This window comes from Pseudomonas sp. C7.1 (assembly GCF_056312395.1).
Genome location: NZ_JBWDTL010000003.1, coordinates 1092672 through 1114540, shown reverse-complemented (window position 1 = coordinate 1114540; position 21869 = coordinate 1092672). Strand labels below are relative to the sequence as shown.

21 protein-coding genes, 3 tRNA genes, 1 pseudogene and 1 riboswitch are annotated in these 21869 nt (G+C 60.5%); of the genes and pseudogenes, 9 read left to right on the top strand and 16 right to left on the bottom strand.

What is annotated here, in order from left to right; all coding sequences use genetic code 11:
• Window positions 1-8 precede the first annotated feature (8 nt).
• From AC0T4W_RS08525 to ttcA, 12 genes are all read right to left on the bottom strand, one after another.
• Window positions 9-1463 (bottom strand): cobyric acid synthase, encoded by a 1455-nt coding sequence (locus AC0T4W_RS08525; RefSeq protein ID WP_476318506.1) that lies wholly within the window; start codon window positions 1461-1463, stop codon window positions 9-11.
• Entirely contained in the window at window positions 1460-2452 is a 993-nt protein-coding gene (cobD, locus tag AC0T4W_RS08520; protein ID WP_476318504.1) for a threonine-phosphate decarboxylase CobD, read from the bottom strand. Before cobD ends, AC0T4W_RS08525 begins: the two co-directional genes overlap by 4 nt.
• 8 nt (window positions 2453-2460) lie before the next feature.
• On the bottom strand, window positions 2461-3369 hold the full coding sequence (cbiB, locus tag AC0T4W_RS08515; protein WP_476318502.1) for an adenosylcobinamide-phosphate synthase CbiB: 909 nt from the start codon (window positions 3367-3369) through the stop codon (window positions 2461-2463).
• Entirely contained in the window at window positions 3366-4013 is a 648-nt protein-coding gene (gene bluB / locus AC0T4W_RS08510; protein WP_476318500.1) for a 5,6-dimethylbenzimidazole synthase, read from the bottom strand. Before bluB ends, cbiB begins: the two co-directional genes overlap by 4 nt.
• Window positions 4010-5317, bottom strand: coding sequence for a cobyrinate a,c-diamide synthase (locus tag AC0T4W_RS08505; protein WP_476318498.1), 1308 nt, complete (start codon window positions 5315-5317; stop codon window positions 4010-4012). The genes bluB and AC0T4W_RS08505 overlap by 4 nt, the downstream gene beginning before the upstream one ends.
• A complete protein-coding gene (gene cobO, locus AC0T4W_RS08500; RefSeq protein WP_476318496.1) occupies window positions 5314-5925 on the bottom strand; it encodes a cob(I)yrinic acid a,c-diamide adenosyltransferase in 612 nt (203 codons plus the stop codon). The genes AC0T4W_RS08505 and cobO overlap by 4 nt, the downstream gene beginning before the upstream one ends.
• Before the next feature lie 110 nt (window positions 5926-6035).
• Window positions 6036-6271: riboswitch (cobalamin riboswitch) on the bottom strand.
• Window positions 6272-6324: 53 nt separating this feature from the next.
• On the bottom strand, window positions 6325-6645 hold the full coding sequence (locus tag AC0T4W_RS08495) for a hypothetical protein (RefSeq protein WP_476318494.1): 321 nt from the start codon (window positions 6643-6645) through the stop codon (window positions 6325-6327).
• A 6-nt stretch (window positions 6646-6651) separates the two neighbouring features.
• Window positions 6652-7314 (bottom strand): O-methyltransferase, encoded by a 663-nt coding sequence (locus AC0T4W_RS08490; RefSeq protein WP_476318492.1) that lies wholly within the window; start codon window positions 7312-7314, stop codon window positions 6652-6654.
• 27 nt (window positions 7315-7341) lie between these two features.
• Window positions 7342-7872, bottom strand: a complete 531-nt coding sequence (locus AC0T4W_RS08485; RefSeq protein WP_476318490.1) for a C40 family peptidase — start codon at window positions 7870-7872, stop codon at window positions 7342-7344.
• A gap of 160 nt (window positions 7873-8032) precedes the next feature.
• Window positions 8033-8653 carry a C40 family peptidase gene (locus AC0T4W_RS08480; protein WP_476318488.1) on the bottom strand — a complete coding sequence of 207 codons (621 nt, stop codon included), beginning with the start codon at window positions 8651-8653 and terminating at the stop codon, window positions 8033-8035.
• Between the two features lie 350 nt (window positions 8654-9003).
• Window positions 9004-9675, bottom strand: coding sequence for a DNA-3-methyladenine glycosylase I (locus AC0T4W_RS08475; protein WP_476318486.1), 672 nt, complete (start codon window positions 9673-9675; stop codon window positions 9004-9006).
• A gap of 60 nt (window positions 9676-9735) precedes the next feature.
• Entirely contained in the window at window positions 9736-10560 is an 825-nt protein-coding gene (ttcA, locus tag AC0T4W_RS08470) for a tRNA 2-thiocytidine(32) synthetase TtcA (protein WP_476318484.1), read from the bottom strand.
• 96 nt (window positions 10561-10656) lie between these two features.
• Here ttcA and AC0T4W_RS08465 point away from each other — a divergent pair, with 96 nt between their 5' ends.
• The 3 genes from AC0T4W_RS08465 (at window position 10657) to AC0T4W_RS08455 (ending at window position 12626) form a co-directional block, all read left to right on the top strand.
• Window positions 10657-11259, top strand: coding sequence for a DNA-J related domain-containing protein (locus AC0T4W_RS08465; RefSeq protein WP_476318481.1), 603 nt, complete (start codon window positions 10657-10659; stop codon window positions 11257-11259).
• Between the two features lie 158 nt (window positions 11260-11417).
• Window positions 11418-12017 carry a Yip1 family protein gene (locus AC0T4W_RS08460; RefSeq protein ID WP_476318479.1) on the top strand — a complete coding sequence of 200 codons (600 nt, stop codon included), beginning with the start codon at window positions 11418-11420 and terminating at the stop codon, window positions 12015-12017.
• Window positions 12018-12131: 114 nt separating this feature from the next.
• Window positions 12132-12626, top strand: a complete 495-nt coding sequence (locus AC0T4W_RS08455) for a SprT family zinc-dependent metalloprotease (protein ID WP_476318477.1) — start codon at window positions 12132-12134, stop codon at window positions 12624-12626.
• A gap of 10 nt (window positions 12627-12636) precedes the next feature.
• On the opposite strand, the gene trhA is transcribed toward AC0T4W_RS08455, so the two are convergent.
• The 4 genes from trhA to AC0T4W_RS08435 all read right to left on the bottom strand — a co-directional run bounded on the left by trhA (window position 12637) and on the right by AC0T4W_RS08435 (window position 17501).
• Window positions 12637-13254, bottom strand: a complete 618-nt coding sequence (gene trhA / locus AC0T4W_RS08450) for a PAQR family membrane homeostasis protein TrhA (RefSeq protein WP_476318475.1) — start codon at window positions 13252-13254, stop codon at window positions 12637-12639.
• 104 nt (window positions 13255-13358) lie between these two features.
• Window positions 13359-14540, bottom strand: coding sequence for a CaiB/BaiF CoA transferase family protein (locus tag AC0T4W_RS08445; RefSeq protein ID WP_476318473.1), 1182 nt, complete (start codon window positions 14538-14540; stop codon window positions 13359-13361).
• A gap of 126 nt (window positions 14541-14666) precedes the next feature.
• Complete coding sequence (locus AC0T4W_RS08440) at window positions 14667-16304, bottom strand: AMP-binding protein (protein ID WP_476318471.1); 1638 nt, start codon at window positions 16302-16304, stop codon at window positions 14667-14669.
• Window positions 16305-16361: 57 nt separating this feature from the next.
• The gene (locus AC0T4W_RS08435; RefSeq protein ID WP_476318469.1) at window positions 16362-17501 is read right to left on the bottom strand and encodes an acyl-CoA dehydrogenase family protein; all 1140 of its coding nucleotides are present in this window, start codon (window positions 17499-17501) and stop codon (window positions 16362-16364) included.
• Window positions 17502-17661: 160 nt separating this feature from the next.
• Here AC0T4W_RS08435 and AC0T4W_RS08430 point away from each other — a divergent pair, with 160 nt between their 5' ends.
• The 6 genes and pseudogenes from AC0T4W_RS08430 to AC0T4W_RS08405 all read left to right on the top strand — a co-directional run.
• A complete protein-coding gene (locus AC0T4W_RS08430) occupies window positions 17662-18660 on the top strand; it encodes an AraC family transcriptional regulator (protein WP_476318467.1) in 999 nt (332 codons plus the stop codon).
• A gap of 322 nt (window positions 18661-18982) precedes the next feature.
• Window positions 18983-19059: transfer RNA gene (locus tag AC0T4W_RS08425), tRNA-Met, on the top strand.
• A 117-nt stretch (window positions 19060-19176) separates the two neighbouring features.
• Window positions 19177-19253: transfer RNA gene (locus tag AC0T4W_RS08420), tRNA-Met, on the top strand.
• A gap of 116 nt (window positions 19254-19369) precedes the next feature.
• Window positions 19370-19446, top strand: a tRNA-Met gene (locus tag AC0T4W_RS08415).
• Window positions 19447-19726: 280 nt separating this feature from the next.
• Window positions 19727-21049: a 30S ribosomal protein S12 methylthiotransferase RimO gene (gene rimO, locus AC0T4W_RS08410; RefSeq protein WP_476318465.1), complete on the top strand. Its 1323-nt coding sequence runs from the start codon at window positions 19727-19729 to the stop codon at window positions 21047-21049.
• 329 nt (window positions 21050-21378) lie between these two features.
• A pseudogene (locus tag AC0T4W_RS08405) lies at window positions 21379-21847 on the top strand (ATP-binding protein); the annotation flags it as partial.
• Window positions 21848-21869: the final 22 nt, after the last annotated feature.

The following is a 21869-nucleotide window of genomic DNA, read 5'->3' as shown; positions in this document are numbered from 1 at the left end:
GCCTCTCCCTACGCCAGGCCGCACAACTTGCGCAGCCTGGCCGTATCCAGATGCGCCTCGACCAGGTCGGCCAGGCGTTCGATATCGCACTCACGCAGGGCATGGTAGTCGACGCTTTGCACCTCGCGCAGGCCCGCCCAGCGCAGCAAGGCGCTACAGGCGGCGCTGCTTTCAAACAGACCGTGCAGATAGGTGCCGAGCACCTGGCCATCGGCGCTCAACGCACCGTCACGGCGGCCATCGTCAAGTTGCACCGCTGCCGCGTCCAGGGCTGCGCCCGTGCTGACCCCGGCATGAATCTCGTAACCACTGACCGGCGCATTTTCCAGGCATAGCCGGCCGCGCACATTGCGCAGCTGCTTCTCTGGTTCCAGCACGGTAGTGAAATCCAGCAGCCCCAACCCCGGGCTTGAGCCCGCCGCGCCCTCCAGGCCATGGGGGTCGTCAATCTGGGTGCCGAGCATCTGCAAACCGCCGCAGATACCCAGCAGCTTGCCGTCATAACGCAGATGCTTGGCGATGGCCGCCGGCCAGCCCTGCTGCCGCAGAAAGGCCAGATCACTGCGCACGCTTTTCGAGCCCGGCAGGATAATCAGATCAGCCGCGGGAATCGCCTGACCGGGGCCGACAAAGGTCAGCTCGACCTGCGGATGCAAGCGCAGCGGGTCGAAATCGGTGTGGTTGCTGATGCGTGGCAACACTGGCACCACGACCTTGATCCGCTCGGCGACCTTGGCGCTCTGGCGAGTATCGATGGCATCCTCGGCTTCCAGATGGAAATCCATCAGGTAGGGCAATACGCCGAGCACCGGTTTGCCGGTGCGCTGCTCCAACCAATCCAGCCCCGGTTGCAGCAGGGCGATATCGCCGCGAAAACGGTTGATCACAAAGCCCTGCACACGCGCCTGCTCGCTCTCGGAGAGCAACGCCAGGGTGCCGACCAGATGGGCAAATACGCCGCCCTTGTCGATATCGGCAATCAGAATCACCGGGCAATCCACCGCCTCGGCAAAGCCCATATTGGCGATATCGCCAGCGCGAAGATTGATCTCCGCTGGCGAACCCGCGCCCTCCACTATCACCACCGGGTAGGCCGCGCTCAGACGCAGGTGCGATTGCAGCACCGCCTGCATCGCCACCTGTTTGTAATCGTGGTAAGCCACGGCATCCATGCTGCTGAGCGCGCGCCCGTGGATGATTACCTGGGCGCCGGTGTCGCTATTAGGTTTGAGCAGCACCGGGTTCATATCGGTGTGCGGGGCCAGTCCGGCGGCCTGGGCCTGCACCGCCTGGGCGCGACCGATTTCGCCACCGTCAGCGGTGACCGCCGAGTTGAGCGCCATATTCTGTGGTTTAAACGGCACCACGCTAACGCCCTGGCGCTTAAGCCAGCGGCATAGCGCAGTCACCAGGGTGCTTTTGCCGGCATCCGACGTGGTGCCCTGCACCATTAACGTAGTCATCGCGATTCCTTGGCAAAGGCTGCAAGGGCAGGCTGTAAACGCTGCCAGCCCGACTCGTCGGCAGGCAAACCAAAACGCAGGCTTAACGGGCTGGCAAACAGTCGCGTAAGGATGCCCTTAGCGGCGAGAAACTCGTGCAGTTCGGCCGCCCTAGGCGTGCAATAGAATTGAAACAGCGCGCAGCCACCGGTGGGCGCAAAACCTTGCGCGCGGAGTAGCGAAGCCAGGCGCTCGCCATCAGTCAACAGCCGCTCACGCTGTAATCGCTGCCCGGCGAGATCCTGCAACAGCGCAGTAGCCACCACCCGGCTCGGCCCGCTGATCGCCCAGGGCCCGAGCAGCTCGGCCAGCTGCTCCAGTACGGCCGGCTGGGCCAGGACAAAGCCCAGGCGAATACCGGCCATACCGAAGAACTTGCCAAATGAGCGCAACACAATCAGCCCCGGTCGGTCGCTAAAGGCCGCCAGGCTGAACTCGGGCGTGCAATCGATAAAGGCTTCATCGACGACCAGCCAGCCGTCGCGCTCGGCCAGGCGGGCATGCCAGTCCAACAGGCGCTCGGGCTCAATACGTCGCCCGGTCGGGTTATTAGGGTTGACCAGCAGCAGCACATCCAAACGCTCCAGCGCCCGTTCAATACCGCCTTCGCTCAGCTCCAGCAGACGATGGCCCTCACGCTGCCAAGCGGCGGCGTGCTCGGCATAGGCAGGCGAGACGATGCCTACCCGAGCCTCCCGCACTAAGCGCGGCAGTGCCTGAATCGCCGCTTGGGAGCCCGCCACCGGCAGCAGATTGCTCACGCCGTAATAATCACGGGCGGCGATTTCCAGGCCGTCCTGTTGTTCGGGCAAACGCGCCCAGGCACTCGCAGGAATCGCCGGCAGTGGCCAACCGTATGGCGCGATGCCGGTGGATAAATCCAGCCAATCCGCCAGGGCGATGCCATAACGCAAAGACGCTGCGCGCAAGCGACCGCCGTGCTCAAGCATAAGAAGGTTTACCCATAAAAAAGCCCCCAAAGCAGTAGCAGCGCTACCCATAGCAGCACGCCAGCGCTGACTAGATTGAGCGCCCGCTCTATATCCCGCGCTTTGGGCTGCGGCCCCGCGCCCAGGTCCGGCCGAATATGCAGCTCGCCGTGATACTCCGCCGCGCCGCCCAGGCTGACGCCCAGCGCGCCTGCCCCGGCCGCCATTACCGGGCCGGCATTCGGGCTGTCCCAAAGCGGCGCCTGGGTACGCCAGCAACGCAGCGCCAGTGCAGTTTTACCGAGCAGCGCGTAGGTCAATGCGACCAGCCGGGCCGGCAGGTAATTGAGCACATCGTCGATTTTCGCGGCGGCCCAGCCGAAGAGCTCGAAACGTTCATTGCGATAGCCCCACATGGCGTCCAGGGTATTACTCAGGCGATACAGCACCACGCCCGGCGCACCGGCCAGCACAAACCAGAACAGCGCGGCGAACACCGCGTCGCTGCCGTTTTCCAGCACCGATTCACTGCCAGCCCGGGCCACCCCGGCGGCGTCGAGCTGCGCGGTATTGCGGCTGACCATATAACCGACCCGCTCACGCGCCAGACGTAGATCGCCCAGCCGCAGCGCCTGGGCCACCGGCATGGCATGTTCACCCAGGCTTTTCAGGCCAAGCGCGGCATACAACGCAAGTATTTCCACCGCCCAACCCAGCCCGCTGATCTGTGTGAGTAGCCAGGTCAGCAGGGTCAGCGGCAATACCGCCAGGCACCAGGCGCTGACGCCATGGCTGCGCCAACCGCCGCCCGCCGGATTGAAGCGCTGCTCGATACGCTCGGCCATACGACCAAAGGCCACTAGCGGATGCCAGCCCTTGGACTCGCCAAAAATCGCGTCCAGAGCAACCCCGGCGCAGGTGCTAAGCACCAGGCTCATGGCGTGCCCCACTGGTTTTCAAACAACAACTCGCTTAGTGGCCGTGGCTCGGCCCAGCCCTGCTGCACCAGCATGGGTGCTTCATAGAATTCCGTGACCGGCCCCAGGCACAGCACCGCCAGCGGCTTGCTACCGTCCGGCATATTGAGCAAATCCGCCAGGGCCTGGGGCTCGAATAGCGATACCCAACCCATGCCCAAACCCTCGGCGCGGGCGGCCAGCCAGAGGTTCTGAATGGCGCAGGCCAGGGACGCCAGGTCCATTTCCGGCAAGGTGCGGCGGCCAAATACATGGGCCTCGCGGCCCTCCATCAAAGCCACCACCAGCAGCTCGGCGCAGTCACGGATGCCCTCGACTTTCAGCCGCATAAATTCATCACTGCGCTCGCCCAGTGCCTCGGCGGTGCGCAAGCGCTCCTCTTCCACTAGCCCGTGAATCGCCTCACGCAAGGCCGCACGGGTGATGCGAATAAACCGCCACGGCTGCATCAGGCCGACGCTCGGTGCCTGGTGCGCGGCTTCAAGCAAACGTGCGAGCAGTTCGGGTGCCACTTCGCCGCCGCTGAAATGGCGCATATCACGGCGCTCGGTGATGGCGCGGTAGACCGCCGCGCGTTCTTCGGGACTGAAGGCCTGCTCGCTCATGCCGGCGCTCCGGGGCAAAACAGCGCTGCAGCGGCAGTGGGATCAGACGGTAGATAGAAGTGGATATAGGAGGCGGTCATCCGCCCCTGGCGATAAACCGCCTCACTGGTGCGCTTGTAGTTCGGGCATTCGCCACGGGTCAGGGGTTGCAGATCGCTGCTTAGCGCCGAGTAGTGAAAGCTGTGGCCGCGCAGCAGCCCTTCCGGCAGCTCCGCCTGTTGCAAGGCCATGGCGGTCATGCGCGGTTGCAGGGTCGCCTCCCCGCTTAACAGGCCGAGCATCTGCCCGCTGGCGCCTTGCTTGTCGGTCAGTTTGTCGAGCAGATAGAGCATGCCGCCACACTCGGCGTGGATCGGCTTGCCGGCTGCATGGTGCGCGCGAATCGACTCGGCCATGGGCTGGTTGGCCTCAAGCGTGGCCAGGTGCAGCTCCGGGTAACCGCCGGGCAGATACAGGCTGTCGACATCCGGCAACTGCTCATCTGTAAGCGGCGAAAAGAACTGCAATTCGGCACCCAGTTCGCTCAACAGGTCGAGATTGGCCTGGTAAAGAAAAGCAAAGGCGCTGTCGCGGGCCACACCAATTCGCACCCCCTTAAGCAATGGCGCGGGCCTGGCCTGCTCAGGGGCGGCAAAGCTGACGGGTGGCGGCAGATCGGTATCGGCACTAGCGGCCAGGGCATCGGCGGCGGCGTCCAGGCGCGCATCCAGGTCGGCCAGCTCACCCGCTTGCACCAAGCCCAAATGGCGGCTCGGCAAGCCGACCTCGGCGCTACGCGGCAAGGCGCCGTACCAGCGGATCGAGCTCGGCAGTGCATCGCGCAATATCTCACCATGGCGCGCACTGCCAACCCGATTGCCAAGCACCCCGGAGAACGGCAGATCAGGCTGGAAGGTCGCCAATCCATGGGCCATGGCGCCGAAGGTCTGCGCCATGGCCGAACCATCGATCACCGCCAACACCGGCACAGCGAAGTGCCGCGCCAGGTCGGCCGCCGATGGCGTGCCATCGAACAGGCCCATCACCCCTTCGATCAGAATCAGATCGGCTTCACCCGCCGCTTCCCAGAGCAGCTTGCGGCTCTCGGCCTCGCCGACCATCCACAGGTCGAGCTGATACACCGGCGCTCCGCTGGCGCGCGCGAGAATCATCGGGTCGAGAAAATCCGGGCCGCACTTGAATACCCGCACACACTTGCCCTGGCGCGCATGCAAACGCGCCAAGGCGGCGGTCACCGTAGTCTTGCCTTGGCCGGAAGCCGGTGCTGCGATCAATAACGCCGGGCATGAACGGGCGCTGGTCAAAACTCAACTCCCTTCTGCGCCTTTACCCCGGCCTTAAAGGCATGCTTAACCAGGCTCATCTCGGTGACGGTATCCGCCGCCTCGATCATCCCCGGCAGCGCACCACGGCCGGTCACCACGACATGCTGCAGCAGCGGCCGCGCCTCGATATCCGCGAGCACCGCGTCGAGTTCCAGATAGCCATATTTCAGCGCGATGTTCAGCTCATCCAGCACCACCAGACCGATGGCGGGATCATTGAGCAACTGCGCCGCCACGGCCCAGGCTTCGCGCGCCTTGTCGATATCGCGCTGACGATCCTGGGTCTCCCAGGTAAAACCCTCACCCATTACGTGATAGCTGACTTCATCGGGAAAACGGCGGAAGAAGGCCTCTTCGCCGGTGCTGGCCGCGCCCTTGATAAATTGCACCACGCCGACCTTGAGGCCATGCCCCAAGGCGCGGGCAACCATACCGAAGGCACTGCTGCTCTTACCCTTGCCATTGCCGCTGTGCACCAGCAGCAGGCCGTATTCTTCCTGGGCCTGGGCGATTTTCTCGTCGATAAGGGCTTTCTTGCGGGCCATGCGCGCCTTGTGCCGGGCGTCACGTTCAATCGATTCAGTCATCGCACTGCTCCACCGCCACAGGGCGATCTGGCTGGAAAAAGCATGTGGAGAAAGACAAAGCGCGGGCCTACGCACAGCGCAAGCCACACGCCAGCCATCGCCCTCCGCGATGCCGTGGACTGCAACAGGCCGGTCTCCGGGCTTATGAGCGCTGATCTGAAAATGCAGACCGCCACCAGGCGCACCTTCCCATGCCTGAGCACAGTGGTTGAAAAGCGCTGGTTTAACTCACTTACCGTTGCGGGGGCAGCGTCGGAATGGTTGGCGTAAACGCACAACGCACCGACTTCCCAGTTTCACCCCGCACACGCTTAGCGTTGGGGGCACCTGTTACAAGGCGCGAAGGGTAGAGAGTTCGTGATTAAGCGTCAAACCGGAATGCGCCGTTGCACCCGTGAATCAATGCCTGGGCATAAAGCCGGCCGGCTTGCTGGCCAGCCACTCGACAAAAGTACGCAGGCGCTCATCACTGAGCAGGCTGTCGCGGTTGTTGTAGGTCAGCGCCAGCTCCTTCTCGCTGAACAGCCGGTGGATCTGGTTGTGGCAGGCGCGGCAGACCCAGAGCGTAGCGCTGATACGCTCGCTTTTGCCAAAGCGCTTTTGCACATAGCCCCTGCTGTGCAGCGCCTTGGGGATCAGGTGATGGCGCGTCAGAGCAGCCGCGCGGGCGCAAAGTTCGCAGGCACCAGGTTGATCAGGCAGACGAATCGGTTCGGGCATACGGGCTCAGCGTTTACGGCACAGGCTCAGGCCATCGCCCAGCGGCAACAGGGACAGATCGATACGTGGGTCATCACGCAGCGCCAGATTGAGCGCCTGAATTGCACGGGTATCGGCGCTTTCGGGGTTTTCCTCAAGCACACGCCCGCTCCACAGGGTGTTATCGAACAGGATCAGCCCACCCTGGCGCACCAGGCGCAGGGCATGTTCCAAATAGGCCGGGTAATTGGCCTTATCGGCGTCGATAAACAGCAGATCAATACTGCCGGCCAGGCCTTCAGCCTCCAGCGCCGCCAAGGTCTGTAGCGCAGGGGCCAGACGCTGTTCAATACGCGCACTGAGCCCGGCTTCGCGCCAGTAACGCTCGGCCGTGGCATTGTACTCGCCAGGGATATCACAGCAGATCAGCCGACCATCTTCGGGCATGGCCTGGGCCATACAGATGGCGCTATAGCCGGTAAAGGTGCCGACCTCGACAATCCGTCGAGCACCCGTCAGTTGCACCAACAAGGCCATAAACTGGCCCTGCTCGGGGGCGATCTGCCAACGTGCGGTACTCAGCTGCGCGGTTTCCTCGCGCAGGCGTTTGAGCACCGGTGTTTCGCGCAGGGAGACGTCCAGCAGGTATTGATACAGGGCGGAATCGAGATTGAGTGTTCGGTTGGTCATGGCAGATCACTCAGCCGCTGAGGTTGATCAGGGGTTGCTAGCCAGTTCCGGGGTGAACACGCGCTTGGCATTCAGATAGGTGCGCTGCCAGTAGGTATTGCTCAGGCTGTCCAGGCGTACGGTGCCTCCGCTGGAAGGCGCGTGAACAAAACGGCCATCGCCGACATAGATACCCGCGTGACTGACCTGACTGCCGCCATTAGTAGCGAAAAACAGCAAATCACCACTTTGCAGACGGTCGCGGCTGACTACCGGGGCGCGCATGCTAATCAGCTCACGGGTCGAACGCGGCAGCTTGATGCCCGCCGCATCGCGGTAAACGTAACCAATCAGGCCGCTGCAATCAAAGCCGCCATCCGGGGTATTGCCGCCGTAGCGATAGGGAGTGCCGACCAAGCCCAGGGCGCGAAACAGCACATCTTCAGCATTGCCGTTAAAGCTGCCGATGGGCGCATACACGATGGGCTGCGGGACTGGCGCGGGCGCGGGAGCATTGCTGGCACAAGCGCTGAGCAGCGCGGCAAACATAATCAAGCTGAGACGGGCGATAGCGGTCATGGACGAGCGATCCTGAGCCGGGATGCGCTCTACTCTGCCGGCTTACACATCGCAGTGCAAGCTTTAGCTTTGTTTGGCAGGTTGTTGAAAACTATCGAGATGAGCCAGAACTATTACTTAACTACGGCGGCCGAACAAATTCAGCCGCCATTCACAGGGCTCAAGGGTGACGAGCGATCGAGTCACTCGGAGCCAGCGCCAGAGCACGTTTGGCTTCGATAAAGGTACGCGACCAGTAGCGATTATCCAGGCTATCAACCCGTACACCGCCGCTGCGGCTACTGCTGGAATGGATAAACTGGTTATCACCCATGTAGATACCGGCATGGCTGACGCGGTTACGGCCATTGGTGCTGAAGAACAGCAGATCGCCCGGCTCCAGCTCATCACGCGACACCCGCGGTGCGTCGATATTGATCATGTCGCGGGACGAGCGCGGCAATTTCATGCCCAGCTCTTCCTTGAACAGATAACCGATAAAGCCGCTGCAATCGAAACCTGACTTCACCGAACTGCCGCCATAACGGTAACGGGTGCCCACCAGGGACAAACCGTGGGATAGGACGCTGTCAGCCAATTTCGGCAGTTCGTAGGATTTTTCTTCAGAGAAGTCGCCCAGAGCCGCTTCTTTGGCTTGTTCGTCAAGCTCGACAAGGTCTGTCGAGGAGAACACTGCCGGCTGGGTTGCCAGCTTCGGCTGAGGCTGTGGGGCATGGCTGGCGCAGGCGGCCAGAACCACAGAAAGTGCGATGGGCACGAGGGGTGCGAGGCGTTTGAGCATGAGCACGACCGTGTCGGTAAATTTAATAAGGTCGCGACTATGCCTTCTATGAGATTCATTTGCAAATTCTATGGGCCTAAATGTGACCCAGAGGTTTTGGCAAAACATCTAATGCCCGCCCTTGCAGGCGCACATCCATCCGAGCGCTCAAGTCGGTACGCTGGGGGTTGATCGCCACGGTAAAACCGCCCGCCTGACGGTTCCGCATTAACGGCTCAACGACTGCCTGGGCGACACGGGCAATAGCCTGGTTCATTTGGACCCCTGCTGCGTAAGGTGGACGACACTCTTTTCGTCCACCGCAACAGCACCCTGGTGGATGGATAAAGCGTCACCCCCCACCCACCTGCTCAGTGATTGACCGTATGCGCCAACATCACCGAAAGCTGACACAACGGTCGACCGCTCTGCTCATGCCATTGGTTGAACGCGGCCTGCACGGCGGCGCGCTCTTTCAGGCTGGTGGGTACTTTGTCGATGATCTTCTGCGCCTTCAGCGCGGCGACCATGTCATCGCTGGGCACAAAGGTATCCTTGCCGACCATACGCAGAAAACGCGGCGCAGACAGACCGCCGAGCTGGCTGCCGTGTTTGGCCAGGTATTTCCACAGGCCGACAATATCGCTCACGGGCCAGTCGGCGATCAGCGCGCCAAAACTGCCCTTGTCCTTCTGCACATCAAGAATGAACTGGGCATTGCGCGGTACGCTCTTGAGCTTGCCCAGGTGACGGATGATGCGCGCATCCTGCATCAAGTTTTCCAGGCGTTCGGCGCCCATCAGCACGACCTTCTCTGGATCAAAACCGAAGAACACCTGCTCGAACGCCGGCCATTTGGCGTCCACCAGGCTGTGTTTGAGGCCAGCGCGGAAGATCCGCAGGCTGAGGATCGACAGGTAGCGATCATCGCTGATCGCGCGCAGCTCCTCGGCGCTGCGCGGTTGCGGCAGGATCGACTCCAGCGCAGCGGCCGAGCCAAAGCGGTTCAGGCAGTATTCGTGGAGCCATTTGTAGTCGCGCATTGGGCAGTCCTTGAGCCGGGAATTGATGGGTATCGCTGCGCTCAACCCATCCTACGAAGATCAGAGGTTCATTACATCGAGAAAGCGCGGCGTGGCGCTGTCATCGATCTTCAGGCTCGTGAAGTCAAACAGGTTGCGGTCAGCCAGCTGCGACGGCACCACGTTCTGCAGGGCACGGAACATGATCTCGGTGCGCCCCGGCGATTTGCGTTCCCAGTCCTGCAGCATCTCCTTGACCACCTGGCGCTGTAGATTTTCCTGGGAGCCGCAGAGGTTGCACGGAATAATCGGGAACTCCTTGAGCACGCTGTAAGCCTCGATATCCGCCTCGTTGCAGTAGGCCAACGGGCGAATCACCACGTTACGGCCGTCGTCGGCGCGCAGCTTGGGCGGCATGGCCTTGAGGGTGCCGCCGTAGAACATATTGAGAAAGAAGGTTTCCAGGATGTCGTCGCGGTGATGCCCCAGGGCCATCTTGGTCGCGCCGATTTCATCGGCAAAGGTGTACAACGTGCCACGACGCAAGCGCGAGCATAGCGAACAGGTGGTCTTACCTTCCGGGATCTTCTCCTTGACCACCGAGTAGGTGTCCTTCTCGACGATGTGGTACGGCACGCCGATGGATTCCAGATAGGCCGGCAGCACGTGTTCGGGAAAACCCGGCTGCTTCTGATCCATGTTAACCGCGACAATCTCGAACTTAATCGGTGCGACTTTTTGCAGGTGCAGCAGTACGTCGAGCATGGTGTAGCTGTCCTTGCCGCCAGACAGGCAGACCATGACCTTGTCGCCATCCTCGATCATGTTGAAATCGGCAACGGCTTCGCCGGCCTGGCGACGCAGGCGTTTTTGCAGTTTATTCTGATTGACCGAGAGGGTGCCCATGGTGCGCTGGAATCCGGAAGTCGTTGAGGATGCGCATTTTACCCAGAAAGCGTGACGCGCCCTACCCCACAGTTACGGAAATGCTAGGCTCGGCCGATGAACGACGATTTCGACCCGGGCCTCGAACTGCCCGAACAACTGCACCAACTACTGCGCGTTGCCCCTGATGGCCTTGGCGAATACCAGCTGATTCAGCAACTCAAAGCGCGCGGCTGTAGGCATATCCCCAACCTGCCACTGACCGACAAGCTGGTGCTGTTTCGCACCCATTTCCTGCTGTTCAACGCGCTCTACCGCCTGCGCGAAAAGCTGTGGGCGACGCAGAGTGGCTATGTGCAGATCAGTGCGCTGCACATCCAACTGCTGCCCTACCAGCCCGGCAGCGCGGAGCTGAGTGAACACGACCCGTTGCGCGACTATTACCTCGACCTCAGCCAGCTCAGCGACACCGACGAGCAGGATGTGGCCAAGCTGCTGCTGAGCTTCTGGACGCGCATGCACGGCAGCGAGGAAAAACAGGCGGCGCTGGAGCTATTCGAGCTCGAAGGCCGCGAGCAGACGCTCAATCTCGCCACTATTAAGCACCGCTACCGGCAGTTGGTCAGCCTGCATCACCCTGATCGCGGCGGCAACACGGCGCGCTTGCAGTCGATCAACAAGGCCATGGAAATCCTAGAACGCTATTACGGCCGCGTTTGAGAGTCCGATTTGCTCTAACGCCGGGCCTCTTCCCTCATTAATGCCTGCCTATACTGCGACATACGGTCGCATGGGTTCGGCCCTGTACCTGATAGCGCTGCATACGCGAATCAGGCGCTCTGCTGGGGGGCGACCGCTATAAAAATAGGAGGTCTGGCATGATCCATCACGTTTGGGGGTTATTCACCCACCCTGACCAGGAATGGCAGGAAATCCGTGGCGAAGAAGAAACCATTAGCCACATGTATCTCACCCACGTATTGATTCTCGCGGCAATTCCCGCAGTCTCGGCCTACATCGGCACCACGCAGGTCGGTTGGGCTATCGGTGATCGAGCGCCGGTGATGCTGACAGAAGCCAGCGCGCTGCAAATGACCATCATGACTTACCTGGCAATGCTTGCAGGTATCGCCGTAATGGGCGCGTTTATCCACTGGATGGCACGCACCTACGATGCCAGCCCGAACCTTACGCAATGCGTAGTATTTGCGGCCTATACCGCTACACCGCTGTTTATCGGTGGCCTAGCGGCGCTCTATCCACATCTCTGGCTGGCCATGGTGGTGGGCACGGCGGCCATCTGCTACACGGTGTACCTGCTTTATGTCGGTATCCCCAGGTTTATGGGCATACCCGAGGATGAAGGCTTTATGTTCTCCAGCTCGGTACTCGCAGTGGGCCTAGTGGTGCTGGTGGCAATGATCGCTAGCTCGGTGATTCTCTGGGGCTTTGGGGTCGGCCCGGTGTACACCAGCTAAAGCAACGCCTGATGACACACAACGAAACCACCTGCGGGTGGTTTCGTCGTTTCAGGGCTGCAGGCATGACTTGCCTTGGGCATAATCGCCACCCCAGTCTTGATCGCCGCATCCATGCCCGAACACCTCCTGAGCCGCGTAGAACAGTGCTACCAGCAGGCTGAAGCCTTTTTCAAGCGTCCCTTTGCCCGTGCAGAAGTGAGCTTCAAGCTGCGTGGGCAAAAGGCTGGCGTGGCGCACCTGACGGAAAACAAGCTGCGTTTCAACCCTCAGCTGTACCGGGAAAACCGCGAAGACTTCCTCAAGCAGACCGTGCCGCACGAAGTAGCGCACCTGATTGCCCACCAGCTGTTTGGCCTAAAAATTCAGCCCCACGGCGAGGAGTGGCAGTTGATCATGCGCGGCGTGTACGAGCTACCGCCCAATCGCTGCCACAGCTATGAAGTAAAGCGACGTACAGCTAGCCGCTATATCTACCGTTGCAGCTGCCCGCAGGGCGAGTTCCCCTTCTCTGCCCAGCGCCACGCTTTAGTTAGCAAAGGCCGGCGCTACTACTGCCGGCGCTGCAAGGTGACCTTGAGTTATACCGGCGAACAGCGAGTCGAATAGCCCACTGGCGTCACAGGACGTAACGCAACACCGCGACAAAGTGCATTAGGCTACCGCCCATTACGAACAGGTGCCAGATGCCGTGCCAATGGCGAAAGCGACTGTCATAGGCGAAGAAGATGATGCCCACCGTGTACAGCACCCCGCCGCCGGCCAGCCAGATAAACCCGGTCATGCCCAGCGCGGCAATCAGCGGCTTGACCGCGATCAACACAATCCAGCCCATCACCGCATAGATCACAATCGACAGCACCCGCGCCTCAGAGCGCGGCTTGATCTCCTGCAGCATGCCGATGGCGGCCAGCGCCCAGACGACGCCGAACAGCGACCAGCCCCACGGCCCATACAGCGTTATCAAGCAGAACGGCGTATAGCTGCCGGCGATCAGCAGGTAGATCGACAGGTGATCGAGTTTGCGCATCACCACCTTCGCCCGGCCCTGCATGCTGTGGTAAAGCGTGGAGATGCTGTAAAGCAGTACCAGGGTCAGGCCATAGATCGCCACACTGATGATCTTGCGCAACTCGCCATCCAGGCTCGCCAGCACCAAGAGCCACACGGCTCCCGCGCAGGCCAGAACCGCCCCAACCAGATGGGTCCAGGCGTTAAAGCGCTCCCCGTGATACATATTTTCCGTTCCCGAACAATCAGCCGACTCGAATGCCCAAGGCTTATGCCGGAAAATCAACTATTTGACGAGCCTCCATTTGCCCGCAGAACCTTTACGCCGGCTCAGGCAACCACCTTGGCGGCCTTGAGTTGGGCAATCTGTTCGGCGCTGTAGCCCAGTTCTGTCAGCACTTCTGCGGTGTGCGCGCCTAGAGCAGCACCGATATGCCGGGGCGCAGGCAAGCCGCTAGAGAACTTGATCGGGCAGGCGATCTGCGCCTGTGGGGAGTTGCCCACACGCGGCACCTCGGTAACCAGGCCACGGGCTTTGATCTGCGGATGCTCGACCGCTTCGCTAAGGTTGAGCATCGGCTCGACGCAGGCATCCAGCCCAGCGAAAACCTGGCTCCACTCTGCAAAATCGCGTTTCTCGAACTCGATTTCGATCTCGCGTTTAAGCGCCTGCTGATCCTCCGGTCTCTGCGACAGGCCACGCGAGGCCAGTTCCGGGCGGCCGATGGCAGCGCAGAACTGCTGCATAAATTGCGGCTCTAGACTGCCCACCGAGAACCAGCGACCGTCGCGGGTGCGGTAGTAGTCGTAGAAGCTGCCGCCGTTCAGCGCCTGGTTTTCCATCGCCGGCTCCACGCCAGCCGCCAGATAACCCGCGCCGGCCATGCCGTGCAGGCTAAAGGCGCAGTCGGTCATGCTGATATCCACCTGCTGGCCCTGACCCGTAGCCTGGCGCTGGATCACCGCCGCCAGCAGACCGATCACCCCGTGCAGCGAGCCGCCGGCGATATCCGCCGCCTGAATGCCCAACGGCAGCGGCCCGGTTTCACGCCGGCCGGTGTAGCTGGCGATACCGGCCAGGGCCAGGTAGTTGATATCGTGGCCAGCGCGGTCCTTGTACGGGCCGCTTTGGCCATAGCCAGTGATGGAGACGTAGATCAGCTTTGGGTTGATCGCCCTGAGCGCCTCATAGCCGACCCCGAGCTTGTCCATCACCCCGGGGCGGAACTGCTCCAGCACGATGTCATACTCGGCCACCAGCTGTTTGACCATTTCCACCGCTTCGGCCTGTTTCAGGTCCAGGGCGATGCAGCGTTTGTTGCGATTGAGATAGGCGTGGCTGGCCGATACGCCGCCATCATGGGGCGGCAGTACGCGCACCAGGTCCATGCGCGAAGGCGACTCCACCCGCAGCACCTCGGCGCCCATATCAGCCAGCAGCAGCGAGGCAAAAGGCCCCGGCAACAAGGTGGAGAAATCCAGCACTTTCAGTGACGACAGCGGGCCTGACATAACAGCTCCTTTGATCTAAATCGGTATTCGCCAAGCTGCACAGACAGCTGTAGGAGCCAGCTTGCTGGCGATCAATCGCCATACAACAGCATCGCCAGCAAGCTGGCTCCTACAAAAGCAAAGGCTTCACTGCCAATGCAGAGGCTGCTTGGCATCCAGCTCGCTTAGCTGATCGGCAAAGCGCGCTTCCAGTATATTGCGACGGATTTTCATGGTCGGCGTCATGCAGCCGTTGTCCACGGTCCAGGCCTCGCGCACCAGGACAAAGTGGCTAAGCCGCTCGTGGGCCTCAAGCTGGGCATTAAGCTGCGCCAAGGTCTGCGCAAGGTCAGCCGTCACCTGTTCACGTGCCTGTTCACGGGCAACCGGTGACAGTTCGATCAGCGCCAATGGCTGATCCAGGTTACTGCCCATCAGGCACACCTGCTCGACCCAGAGGTTCTTGGCGATCTCGCCCTCAATCGGCGCCGGGGCGATGTACTTGCCCTTGCTGGTCTTGAAGATGTCCTTCACCCGCCCGGTAATTTTCAGGTAACCGGCCGCGTCGACCTCACCCTTGTCGCCAGTGTGCAGCCAGCCATCGGTGATGGCCTCGGCGGTTTTCTCCGGGTCCTGGTAGTAGCCCAGCATTAGGCTCGGGCAGCGCAGGAGAATTTCACCATTGCCTGCGATGCGCAGCTCATTACCCGGCATGGGCCGGCCCACGGTGCCAAAACGTACCTGCCCCGGCCGGTTGAAACAGCCATAGGCCAGGTGCTCGGTCATGCCGTAGCCCTCACAGATGGTGATGCCGATGCTCTGATACCAATCGAGCAAGGCATGCGGAATCGCCGCCGCGCCGCTGACCAGAATGCGCGCACGGTCCAGCCCCAAACCTTTGCGAATCTTACGTGCGACCAGGCCGCCGATCAGCGGAATGCGCAGCAGCCGCGCCAGCTTGGGCTGCGGCAGTTTCTCCAGCACGCCCTGCTGAAAGCGCGTCCACAGGCGCGGCACGGAGAAAAACACGGTTGGCCGTACATGTCGCAGGTCGCTGGCGAAGGTTTCCAACGACTCGACAAAAGCCACCCGCCCGCCGCTGTACAGCGCATTCATCTCTACCAGAAAACGCTCGGCGGCATGGGAAAGCGGCAGGTAGGAGAAGTACTGATCCTGCTCGGTAATCTGCAGCTCCTTCACCGAACGCCCACCGGCAATGGCAAACGCCTTGGCCGAGAGCATCACGCCCTTGGGCTGGCCGGTGGTGCCGGAGGTGTAGAGGATACTTAGCAGCTCATCCAGCGACTGCACATGCGCAACAGCAAGCGGCTGATGCGCCGCCAGCAGCTCCTGCCAATTGTGCTGCGCCTCAATGGTCGGATAGGGCATGGCGATACGGATGACGTCGGCCGCAATACCCGGTGCCAGCTTGGCCGGCTCATCCAGCTTGCCGAGGAAGATCGCCTTGCACTGCGAGTGACGCAGTACATAGTCGATGCTTTCCGCCGATTGCAGCGGATACAACGGCACGCTGATCAGCCCAGCGAGCATGATCGCCAGGTCGGCGATGATCCACTCAGCGCAGTTCTTCGCCAGCAGCGCCACCCGATCCCCCGGCTCGCAGCCCAGCGCTTGCAAGGCCGTGGCCATGCGCCGCGCCTGGTCGTCCACTTGGGCCCAGGTGAAGTCATACCACTGGCCGTTTACCGGCTGGCTAAGCCAGACAGCATCGGGGCGCTTTTCAACCCAGAGCGCCAGGCGCTCCAGGGGCAATTGATCATCCATGTGCAGACCTCTTGTTGTTATTGTCTGTCTCGCCTCTGCTCAGCCACTACTCATTTATCAAAGCTTCATCCCACGGCTGATAATTTCTTTCATGATCTCCGAGGTGCCGGCGAAGATGCGCTGGATGCGCGCGTTCGCGTACATCTTGCAGATTGGGTATTCCCACATATAACCCCAGCCGCCGTGCAGCTGCACCCCTTCATCGACCACCTTGCACAGCAGTTCAGTGGTAAACAGCTTGGCCTCGGCGGCCACTTCCGGGGTGAGTTTCTTCTCGTTGTGGTCGGTTACGCAGCGGTCGACAAACACCTGGGCCACGTCGATCTGCGTGCGCATCTCGGCCAGCTTGAAACGGGTGTTCTGAAAATGCGAGATCGGCCGATCGAAGGCCTTGCGCTCACGCACGTAATCGATGGTCACCTGCAGCGCCGCCTCGGCAGCCGCCACCGCGCCGCACGCGTTGGTCAGGCGCTCCTGAGCCAGCATATTCATCAGATAGAAGAAGCCGCCCTTGGCGTCGCCCAGCAGGTTGGCCTTGGGCACCTTGACGTTGTTGAAGAACAGCTCAGCGGTGTCCTGGCTCTTCATACCGAGTTTTTCCAGGTTCTTGCCGCGCTCGAAGCCATCCATGCCGCGTTCGACCAGGAACAGGCCCATGGCGTGTTTGTTGGCCGGATCGGTCTTGGCCGCAACGATCACCACATCGGCCAGCAGACCGTTGGAGATAAACACCTTGGAGCCGTTAAGCACGTAATGATCGCCTTGATCCACCGCGCTGGTACGCATGCCGGCCAAGTCAGAACCAGCGCTCGGTTCGGTCATCGCCACCGCGAGAATCAGTTCGCCGCTGATAATCCCCGGCATAAAGCGCGCCTTCTGCTCAGCGTTGCCGTACTCAGCGATATAAGGCCCGCACAGCGCCGAGTGCAGCGGCAGCATAAAGCCCGGCTCGTTAATCTTGGCCAGCTCCTCGCACATGATCTGCTCGTAACGAAAATCCTTGAGCCCAGCACCGCCGTATTCTTCATCCGCCCAGGGCAGCAGAAAGCCCATATCACCGGCCTTCTTCCACACCTCACGGCTGACCACACCGGCTGTTTCCCATTCGTCCTGATGCGGCACCACTTCCTTCTTCAGAAAGGCGGCGAAGGCGTCGCGGAACATGTTGTGTTCGATGTCGAAAATAAGGCGCTGCATGCGGCGGTGCTCCCTGAGCTGAGGTCATGCAGCAGGTTAGGCCTCATGCCCACACCGCCTCAATGACCCATGCGCTCAGCCTGAATTGACCCAATCGCTCGGTCGGCTTGTCGGCGGCGCAGTGAGCTGCCTACCATCGGCGTACTTTCAAGGAGTCGTCATGCGCGAACGCACCATCGCCAGCCACTTTATCCGCGCAGCCTTACGCGGCGCCGAACGCCAGGGCCACGACTGCACGCCGCTGCTGCGCCAACTGGGCATCCAACCGGCGCTGCTCGACGAACCCCGCGCACGGGTCGCCCCAGAACAGTTCGCCCGCATGGTGCAGCTGCTGTGGGAAAGCCTCGACGACGAATACCTGGGCTTCGGCCGCCTGCGCAGCAAACGCGGCACCTTCGCCATGATGTGTTACGCGATCATCCACTGCCATTCCCTGGAAAAAGCCCTGGGCCGTGGCGCGCTGTTCTACAGCCTATTCCCCGAAGCCCCGACCATCAGCATCCAGCGCGAAGGAGACTGGGCGCGGCTAAGCGTGGACGACTCGACCCTGTGGGACCCCGACCACTTTCTAGTGGAAAGTCTGCTGGTGATCTGGCATCGCCTCGGCAGTTGGCTGATCGGCCAGCGCATCCGCCTGGAAGAAGCCACTTTCACCTACAGCCGACCCGCTCACGCGACCGAATATGAACTGCTCTTCCCCTGCACCCGGCGCTTTACGGCCGGACGTACCAGCCTGCTGTTCCACGCACGCTATCTGGCCATGCCGCTGCTGCAGGATGAACGCACGCTCAAGCAATTCCTCCAGCACTCCCCCGCCGACCTACTGGCCCGCCCCGATGGCGGCGACAGCCTGATCAGCCAAATCCGCCGCTTACTCGGCCGCGACTGCAGCAACTGGCCGGACCTGGATGCGGTTGCCCAGCAACTGCATATGAGCTCACAAACCCTGCGCCGGCACTTGCGCGAGGAAGGTTCGAGCTTTCAGGAGTTGAAGGATCACCTGCGCCGGGATTTGGCGATTTATCACTTGGGGCGCGATGAGTTGGCGATTCAGGATATTGCCGAGCAGCTGGGGTTTTCCGAACCCTCGGCGTTTCATCGGGCGTTTAAGAAGTGGACGGGGCTAACGCCGGGGGCTTATCGAGCGCAGGAGGGGTGAGTTTGAACGGGATTGTCATCTGCTGGGCCATTACGCAGGCGACCTCAAAAGACCCTGAAGACGCGGTATCCGCGTCATCAAAAAAACACTCAGAAATGACATGCCCATTCAACATGGATGATCGTGCGCCTGTTCATCGTCAAACCCACCAGCCCCACAGCCCGGTGGCGGACTATGCCGAAGCACCTCCGCCCCCAATCAGGCTCTAACGCAGCCCCCTGTGCAGTACAAAGCAATATGCAGCATGGCTAAGCACCTGAATAAAAACAACTTCCATCCATTCTTAGGTTGACAAGCAACGTTTAAACGCTAGAATTGGCGGCGCGGGATGGAGCAGTCTGGTAGCTCGTCGGGCTCATAACCCGAAGGTCGTAGGTTCAAATCCTGCTCCCGCAACCAGATACTCAAAAAAGGCCACTCAATCGAGTGGCCTTTTTTGTTTCTTCCTTAAAGCTAAGCATTTGATTAAAAACACTATTTTCTTGACAGCCCACAATTTCTATATAGAATGGTCGGCGCGGGATGGAGCAGTCTGGTAGCTCGTCGGGCTCATAACCCGAAGGTCGTAGGTTCAAATCCTGCTCCCGCAACCAGATACTCAAAAAGGCCACTCAATCGAGTGGCCTTTTTTGTTTCTTCCTTAAAGCTAAGCATTTGATTAAAAACACTATTTTCTTGACAGCCCACAATTTCTATATAGAATGGTCGGCGCGGGATGGAGCAGTCTGGTAGCTCGTCGGGCTCATAACCCGAAGGTCGTAGGTTCAAATCCTGCTCCCGCAACCAGATACTCAAAAAGGCCACTCAATCGAGTGGCCTTTTTGTTGTGCGCAATTCAAGTAATCCGGTTCAGCGAGCCTTAGGCCTTGCTGCTTACATCAGAGCAGGTCATCGCTTACAGGCTCGGGGCTCATCCCTGATGACGTATCCCGGCTGCGAACAGCCTCACTACCAAGACGACGCTCAGCGCTGGTCAATTGCCAGCGTCGCAGCTAAAATTGCGCACTTTTTGATCAGAGGCGCCTAAGCGCCCAGCATCCATCCGTACACGCCCGAGGTTAACACCATGTCCACCCCCGCCACGCCGAAAGTCGGCTTTGTATCGCTCGGTTGCCCCAAGGCCCTGGTGGACTCTGAGCGCATCCTGACCCAGCTGCGAATGGAAGGTTATGAGGTGGTATCCACCTATCAGGACGCCGACGTGGTGGTGGTCAACACCTGCGGTTTTATCGACAGCGCCAAAGCCGAATCTTTGGAAGTAATCGGTGAGGCCCTGGCAGAAAACGGCAAGGTGATCGTTACCGGCTGCATGGGCGTAGAAGAAGGCGCGATTCGTAACGTGCACCCCAGCGTGCTCTCGGTAACCGGCCCGCAGCAATACGAACAAGTGCTCAACGCCGTTCACGAAGTGGTACCACCCAAGCAGGACCACAACCCGCTGATCGACCTGGTGCCGCCACAGGGCATCAAGCTGACTCCACGCCACTACGCTTACCTGAAAATCTCCGAAGGCTGCAACCACAGCTGCAGCTTCTGCATCATTCCGTCTATGCGCGGCAAGCTGGTCAGCCGGCCGGTCGGTGAAGTGCTTAGCGAAGCCGAGCGCCTGGTTAAAGCCGGGGTCAAAGAACTGTTGGTGATTTCCCAAGACACCAGCGCCTACGGCGTTGACGTTAAATACAAAACCGACTTCTGGAACGGTCAGCCGGTGAAAACCCGTATGACCGAAATGTGCGAAGCACTCTCCAGCATGGGCATCTGGGTGCGCTTGCACTACGTCTATCCCTACCCGCACGTCGACGAGCTGATCCCGTTGATGGCCGCAGGCAAAATCCTGCCGTACCTCGACATCCCCTTCCAGCACGCCAGCCCGAAAGTGCTCAAGGCCATGAAGCGCCCAGCCTTCGAAGACAAGACTCTGGCACGCATTAAAAACTGGCGCAAAATCTGTCCTGAGCTGACCATCCGTTCGACCTTTATTGTCGGCTTCCCTGGCGAGACAGAAGAAGACTTCCAGTACCTGCTCGACTGGCTGACCGAAGCCCAGCTCGACCGCGTCGGCTGCTTCCAGTACTCGCCCGTAGAAGGCGCATCCGCCAACCTGCTTGAAAAGCCGGTACCAGATGACATCAAACAAGACCGCTGGGACCGCTTTATGGCCCACCAACAAGCCATCAGCACCGCGCGCCTGCAGCTGAAAGTCGGCAAGGAAATGGACGTGCTGATCGATGAAGTCGACGACCAAGGCGCCGTCGCTCGCTGCTACGCCGACGCCCCGGAAATCGACGGCAGCGTGTTTATCGCCAGCACCGACGTTAAACCAGGCGAAAAAGTGCGCGTACGTATCGTCGATGCCGATGAATACGACATGTGGGCCGAGCTAATCTAACTACCACGGCGTCATCACTCAATAAACAGCCCTACCGATGCAGGCAATGCTGTTCACCTTAAGAGTTACTGACTAATCCTGTTACCATTGACCAAGAAATGCCCCAGTAGAGGCTGTTCTGCCGACTGAAAACTGACCCAGGTGCTCAACTGCCCCTGCTCAATTTCTGAGCAGGGGCAGAGGGGTGGGACCAGCATGGAAATGATGGGCAAAATTCGCCGAATGCATTTCCGCACAAGCTGCCTACACGAAATAACCAAGCGCGCAACACAGCACGCTACTACCTCCTGCGTAGCCATGCCGAGCAAATCGGTCAGCCGTGATCTGCGGAGTTGATTGCGCAGGGCGAATCGGCAACAGCATCCTCTAGGTGTCTGCTCGAACACCTGCGGAACAAGAACACGCAGATCGCGCCATGCGCTCGGTGAGCCACCAGATAAACATGGCCAAGCTGCCGATGCACCGCGATCTGGCCAGCTGCAACTTCAGTGCCTCCAACCCGACGCATGCCTGATCAGCGAGCTGGCCGTGTCCCGGCATAACCCAGCACGGCAAGCGCGTGCGCTTCTACTCCACGGTCGACCTGGTCAACCTGCTGGAACGACGGCAAGGCCGGTCGGATCACCCAAGCCCTCCTGCGCACATGGATCTATGCTGTCCTCGACAAGCTGGGGAATCTACCGTTAGCCAGGCGCGGCAAGCTGTTGTGTCACCTGCTGTCCAAACTGTACGAACACAGTAGCGTGTGTGATCACCACCGACCTGAGTTTCGCCGAATGGTCGAGCGTGTTCGGCGACTGAGTATGTTTTTCGCTGCACA

What these genes read in the sequence shown, in the direction of transcription:
- AC0T4W_RS08525 (WP_476318506.1), bottom strand. Translation starts at nt 1,463, where the DNA reads ATGACTACGTTAATGGTGCAGGGCACCACGTCGGATGCCGGCAAAAGC.
- cobD (WP_476318504.1), bottom strand. Translation starts at nt 2,452, where the DNA reads ATGCTTGAGCACGGCGGTCGCTTGCGCGCAGCGTCTTTGCGTTATGGC.
- cbiB (WP_476318502.1), bottom strand. Translation starts at nt 3,369, where the DNA reads ATGAGCCTGGTGCTTAGCACCTGCGCCGGGGTTGCTCTGGACGCGATT.
- bluB (WP_476318500.1), bottom strand. Translation starts at nt 4,013, where the DNA reads ATGAGCGAGCAGGCCTTCAGTCCCGAAGAACGCGCGGCGGTCTACCGC.
- cobO (WP_476318496.1), bottom strand. Translation starts at nt 5,925, where the DNA reads ATGACTGAATCGATTGAACGTGACGCCCGGCACAAGGCGCGCATGGCC.
- AC0T4W_RS08495 (WP_476318494.1), bottom strand. Translation starts at nt 6,645, where the DNA reads ATGCCCGAACCGATTCGTCTGCCTGATCAACCTGGTGCCTGCGAACTT.
- AC0T4W_RS08490 (WP_476318492.1), bottom strand. Translation starts at nt 7,314, where the DNA reads ATGACCAACCGAACACTCAATCTCGATTCCGCCCTGTATCAATACCTG.
- AC0T4W_RS08485 (WP_476318490.1), bottom strand. Translation starts at nt 7,872, where the DNA reads ATGACCGCTATCGCCCGTCTCAGCTTGATTATGTTTGCCGCGCTGCTC.
- AC0T4W_RS08480 (WP_476318488.1), bottom strand. Translation starts at nt 8,653, where the DNA reads ATGCTCAAACGCCTCGCACCCCTCGTGCCCATCGCACTTTCTGTGGTT.
- AC0T4W_RS08475 (WP_476318486.1), bottom strand. Translation starts at nt 9,675, where the DNA reads ATGCGCGACTACAAATGGCTCCACGAATACTGCCTGAACCGCTTTGGC.
- ttcA (WP_476318484.1), bottom strand. Translation starts at nt 10,560, where the DNA reads ATGGGCACCCTCTCGGTCAATCAGAATAAACTGCAAAAACGCCTGCGT.
- AC0T4W_RS08465 (WP_476318481.1), top strand. Translation starts at nt 10,657, where the DNA reads ATGAACGACGATTTCGACCCGGGCCTCGAACTGCCCGAACAACTGCAC.
- AC0T4W_RS08460 (WP_476318479.1), top strand. Translation starts at nt 11,418, where the DNA reads ATGATCCATCACGTTTGGGGGTTATTCACCCACCCTGACCAGGAATGG.
- AC0T4W_RS08455 (WP_476318477.1), top strand. Translation starts at nt 12,132, where the DNA reads ATGCCCGAACACCTCCTGAGCCGCGTAGAACAGTGCTACCAGCAGGCT.
- trhA (WP_476318475.1), bottom strand. Translation starts at nt 13,254, where the DNA reads ATGTATCACGGGGAGCGCTTTAACGCCTGGACCCATCTGGTTGGGGCG.
- AC0T4W_RS08445 (WP_476318473.1), bottom strand. Translation starts at nt 14,540, where the DNA reads ATGTCAGGCCCGCTGTCGTCACTGAAAGTGCTGGATTTCTCCACCTTG.
- AC0T4W_RS08440 (WP_476318471.1), bottom strand. Translation starts at nt 16,304, where the DNA reads ATGGATGATCAATTGCCCCTGGAGCGCCTGGCGCTCTGGGTTGAAAAG.
- AC0T4W_RS08435 (WP_476318469.1), bottom strand. Translation starts at nt 17,501, where the DNA reads ATGCAGCGCCTTATTTTCGACATCGAACACAACATGTTCCGCGACGCC.
- AC0T4W_RS08430 (WP_476318467.1), top strand. Translation starts at nt 17,662, where the DNA reads ATGCGCGAACGCACCATCGCCAGCCACTTTATCCGCGCAGCCTTACGC.
- rimO (WP_476318465.1), top strand. Translation starts at nt 19,727, where the DNA reads ATGTCCACCCCCGCCACGCCGAAAGTCGGCTTTGTATCGCTCGGTTGC.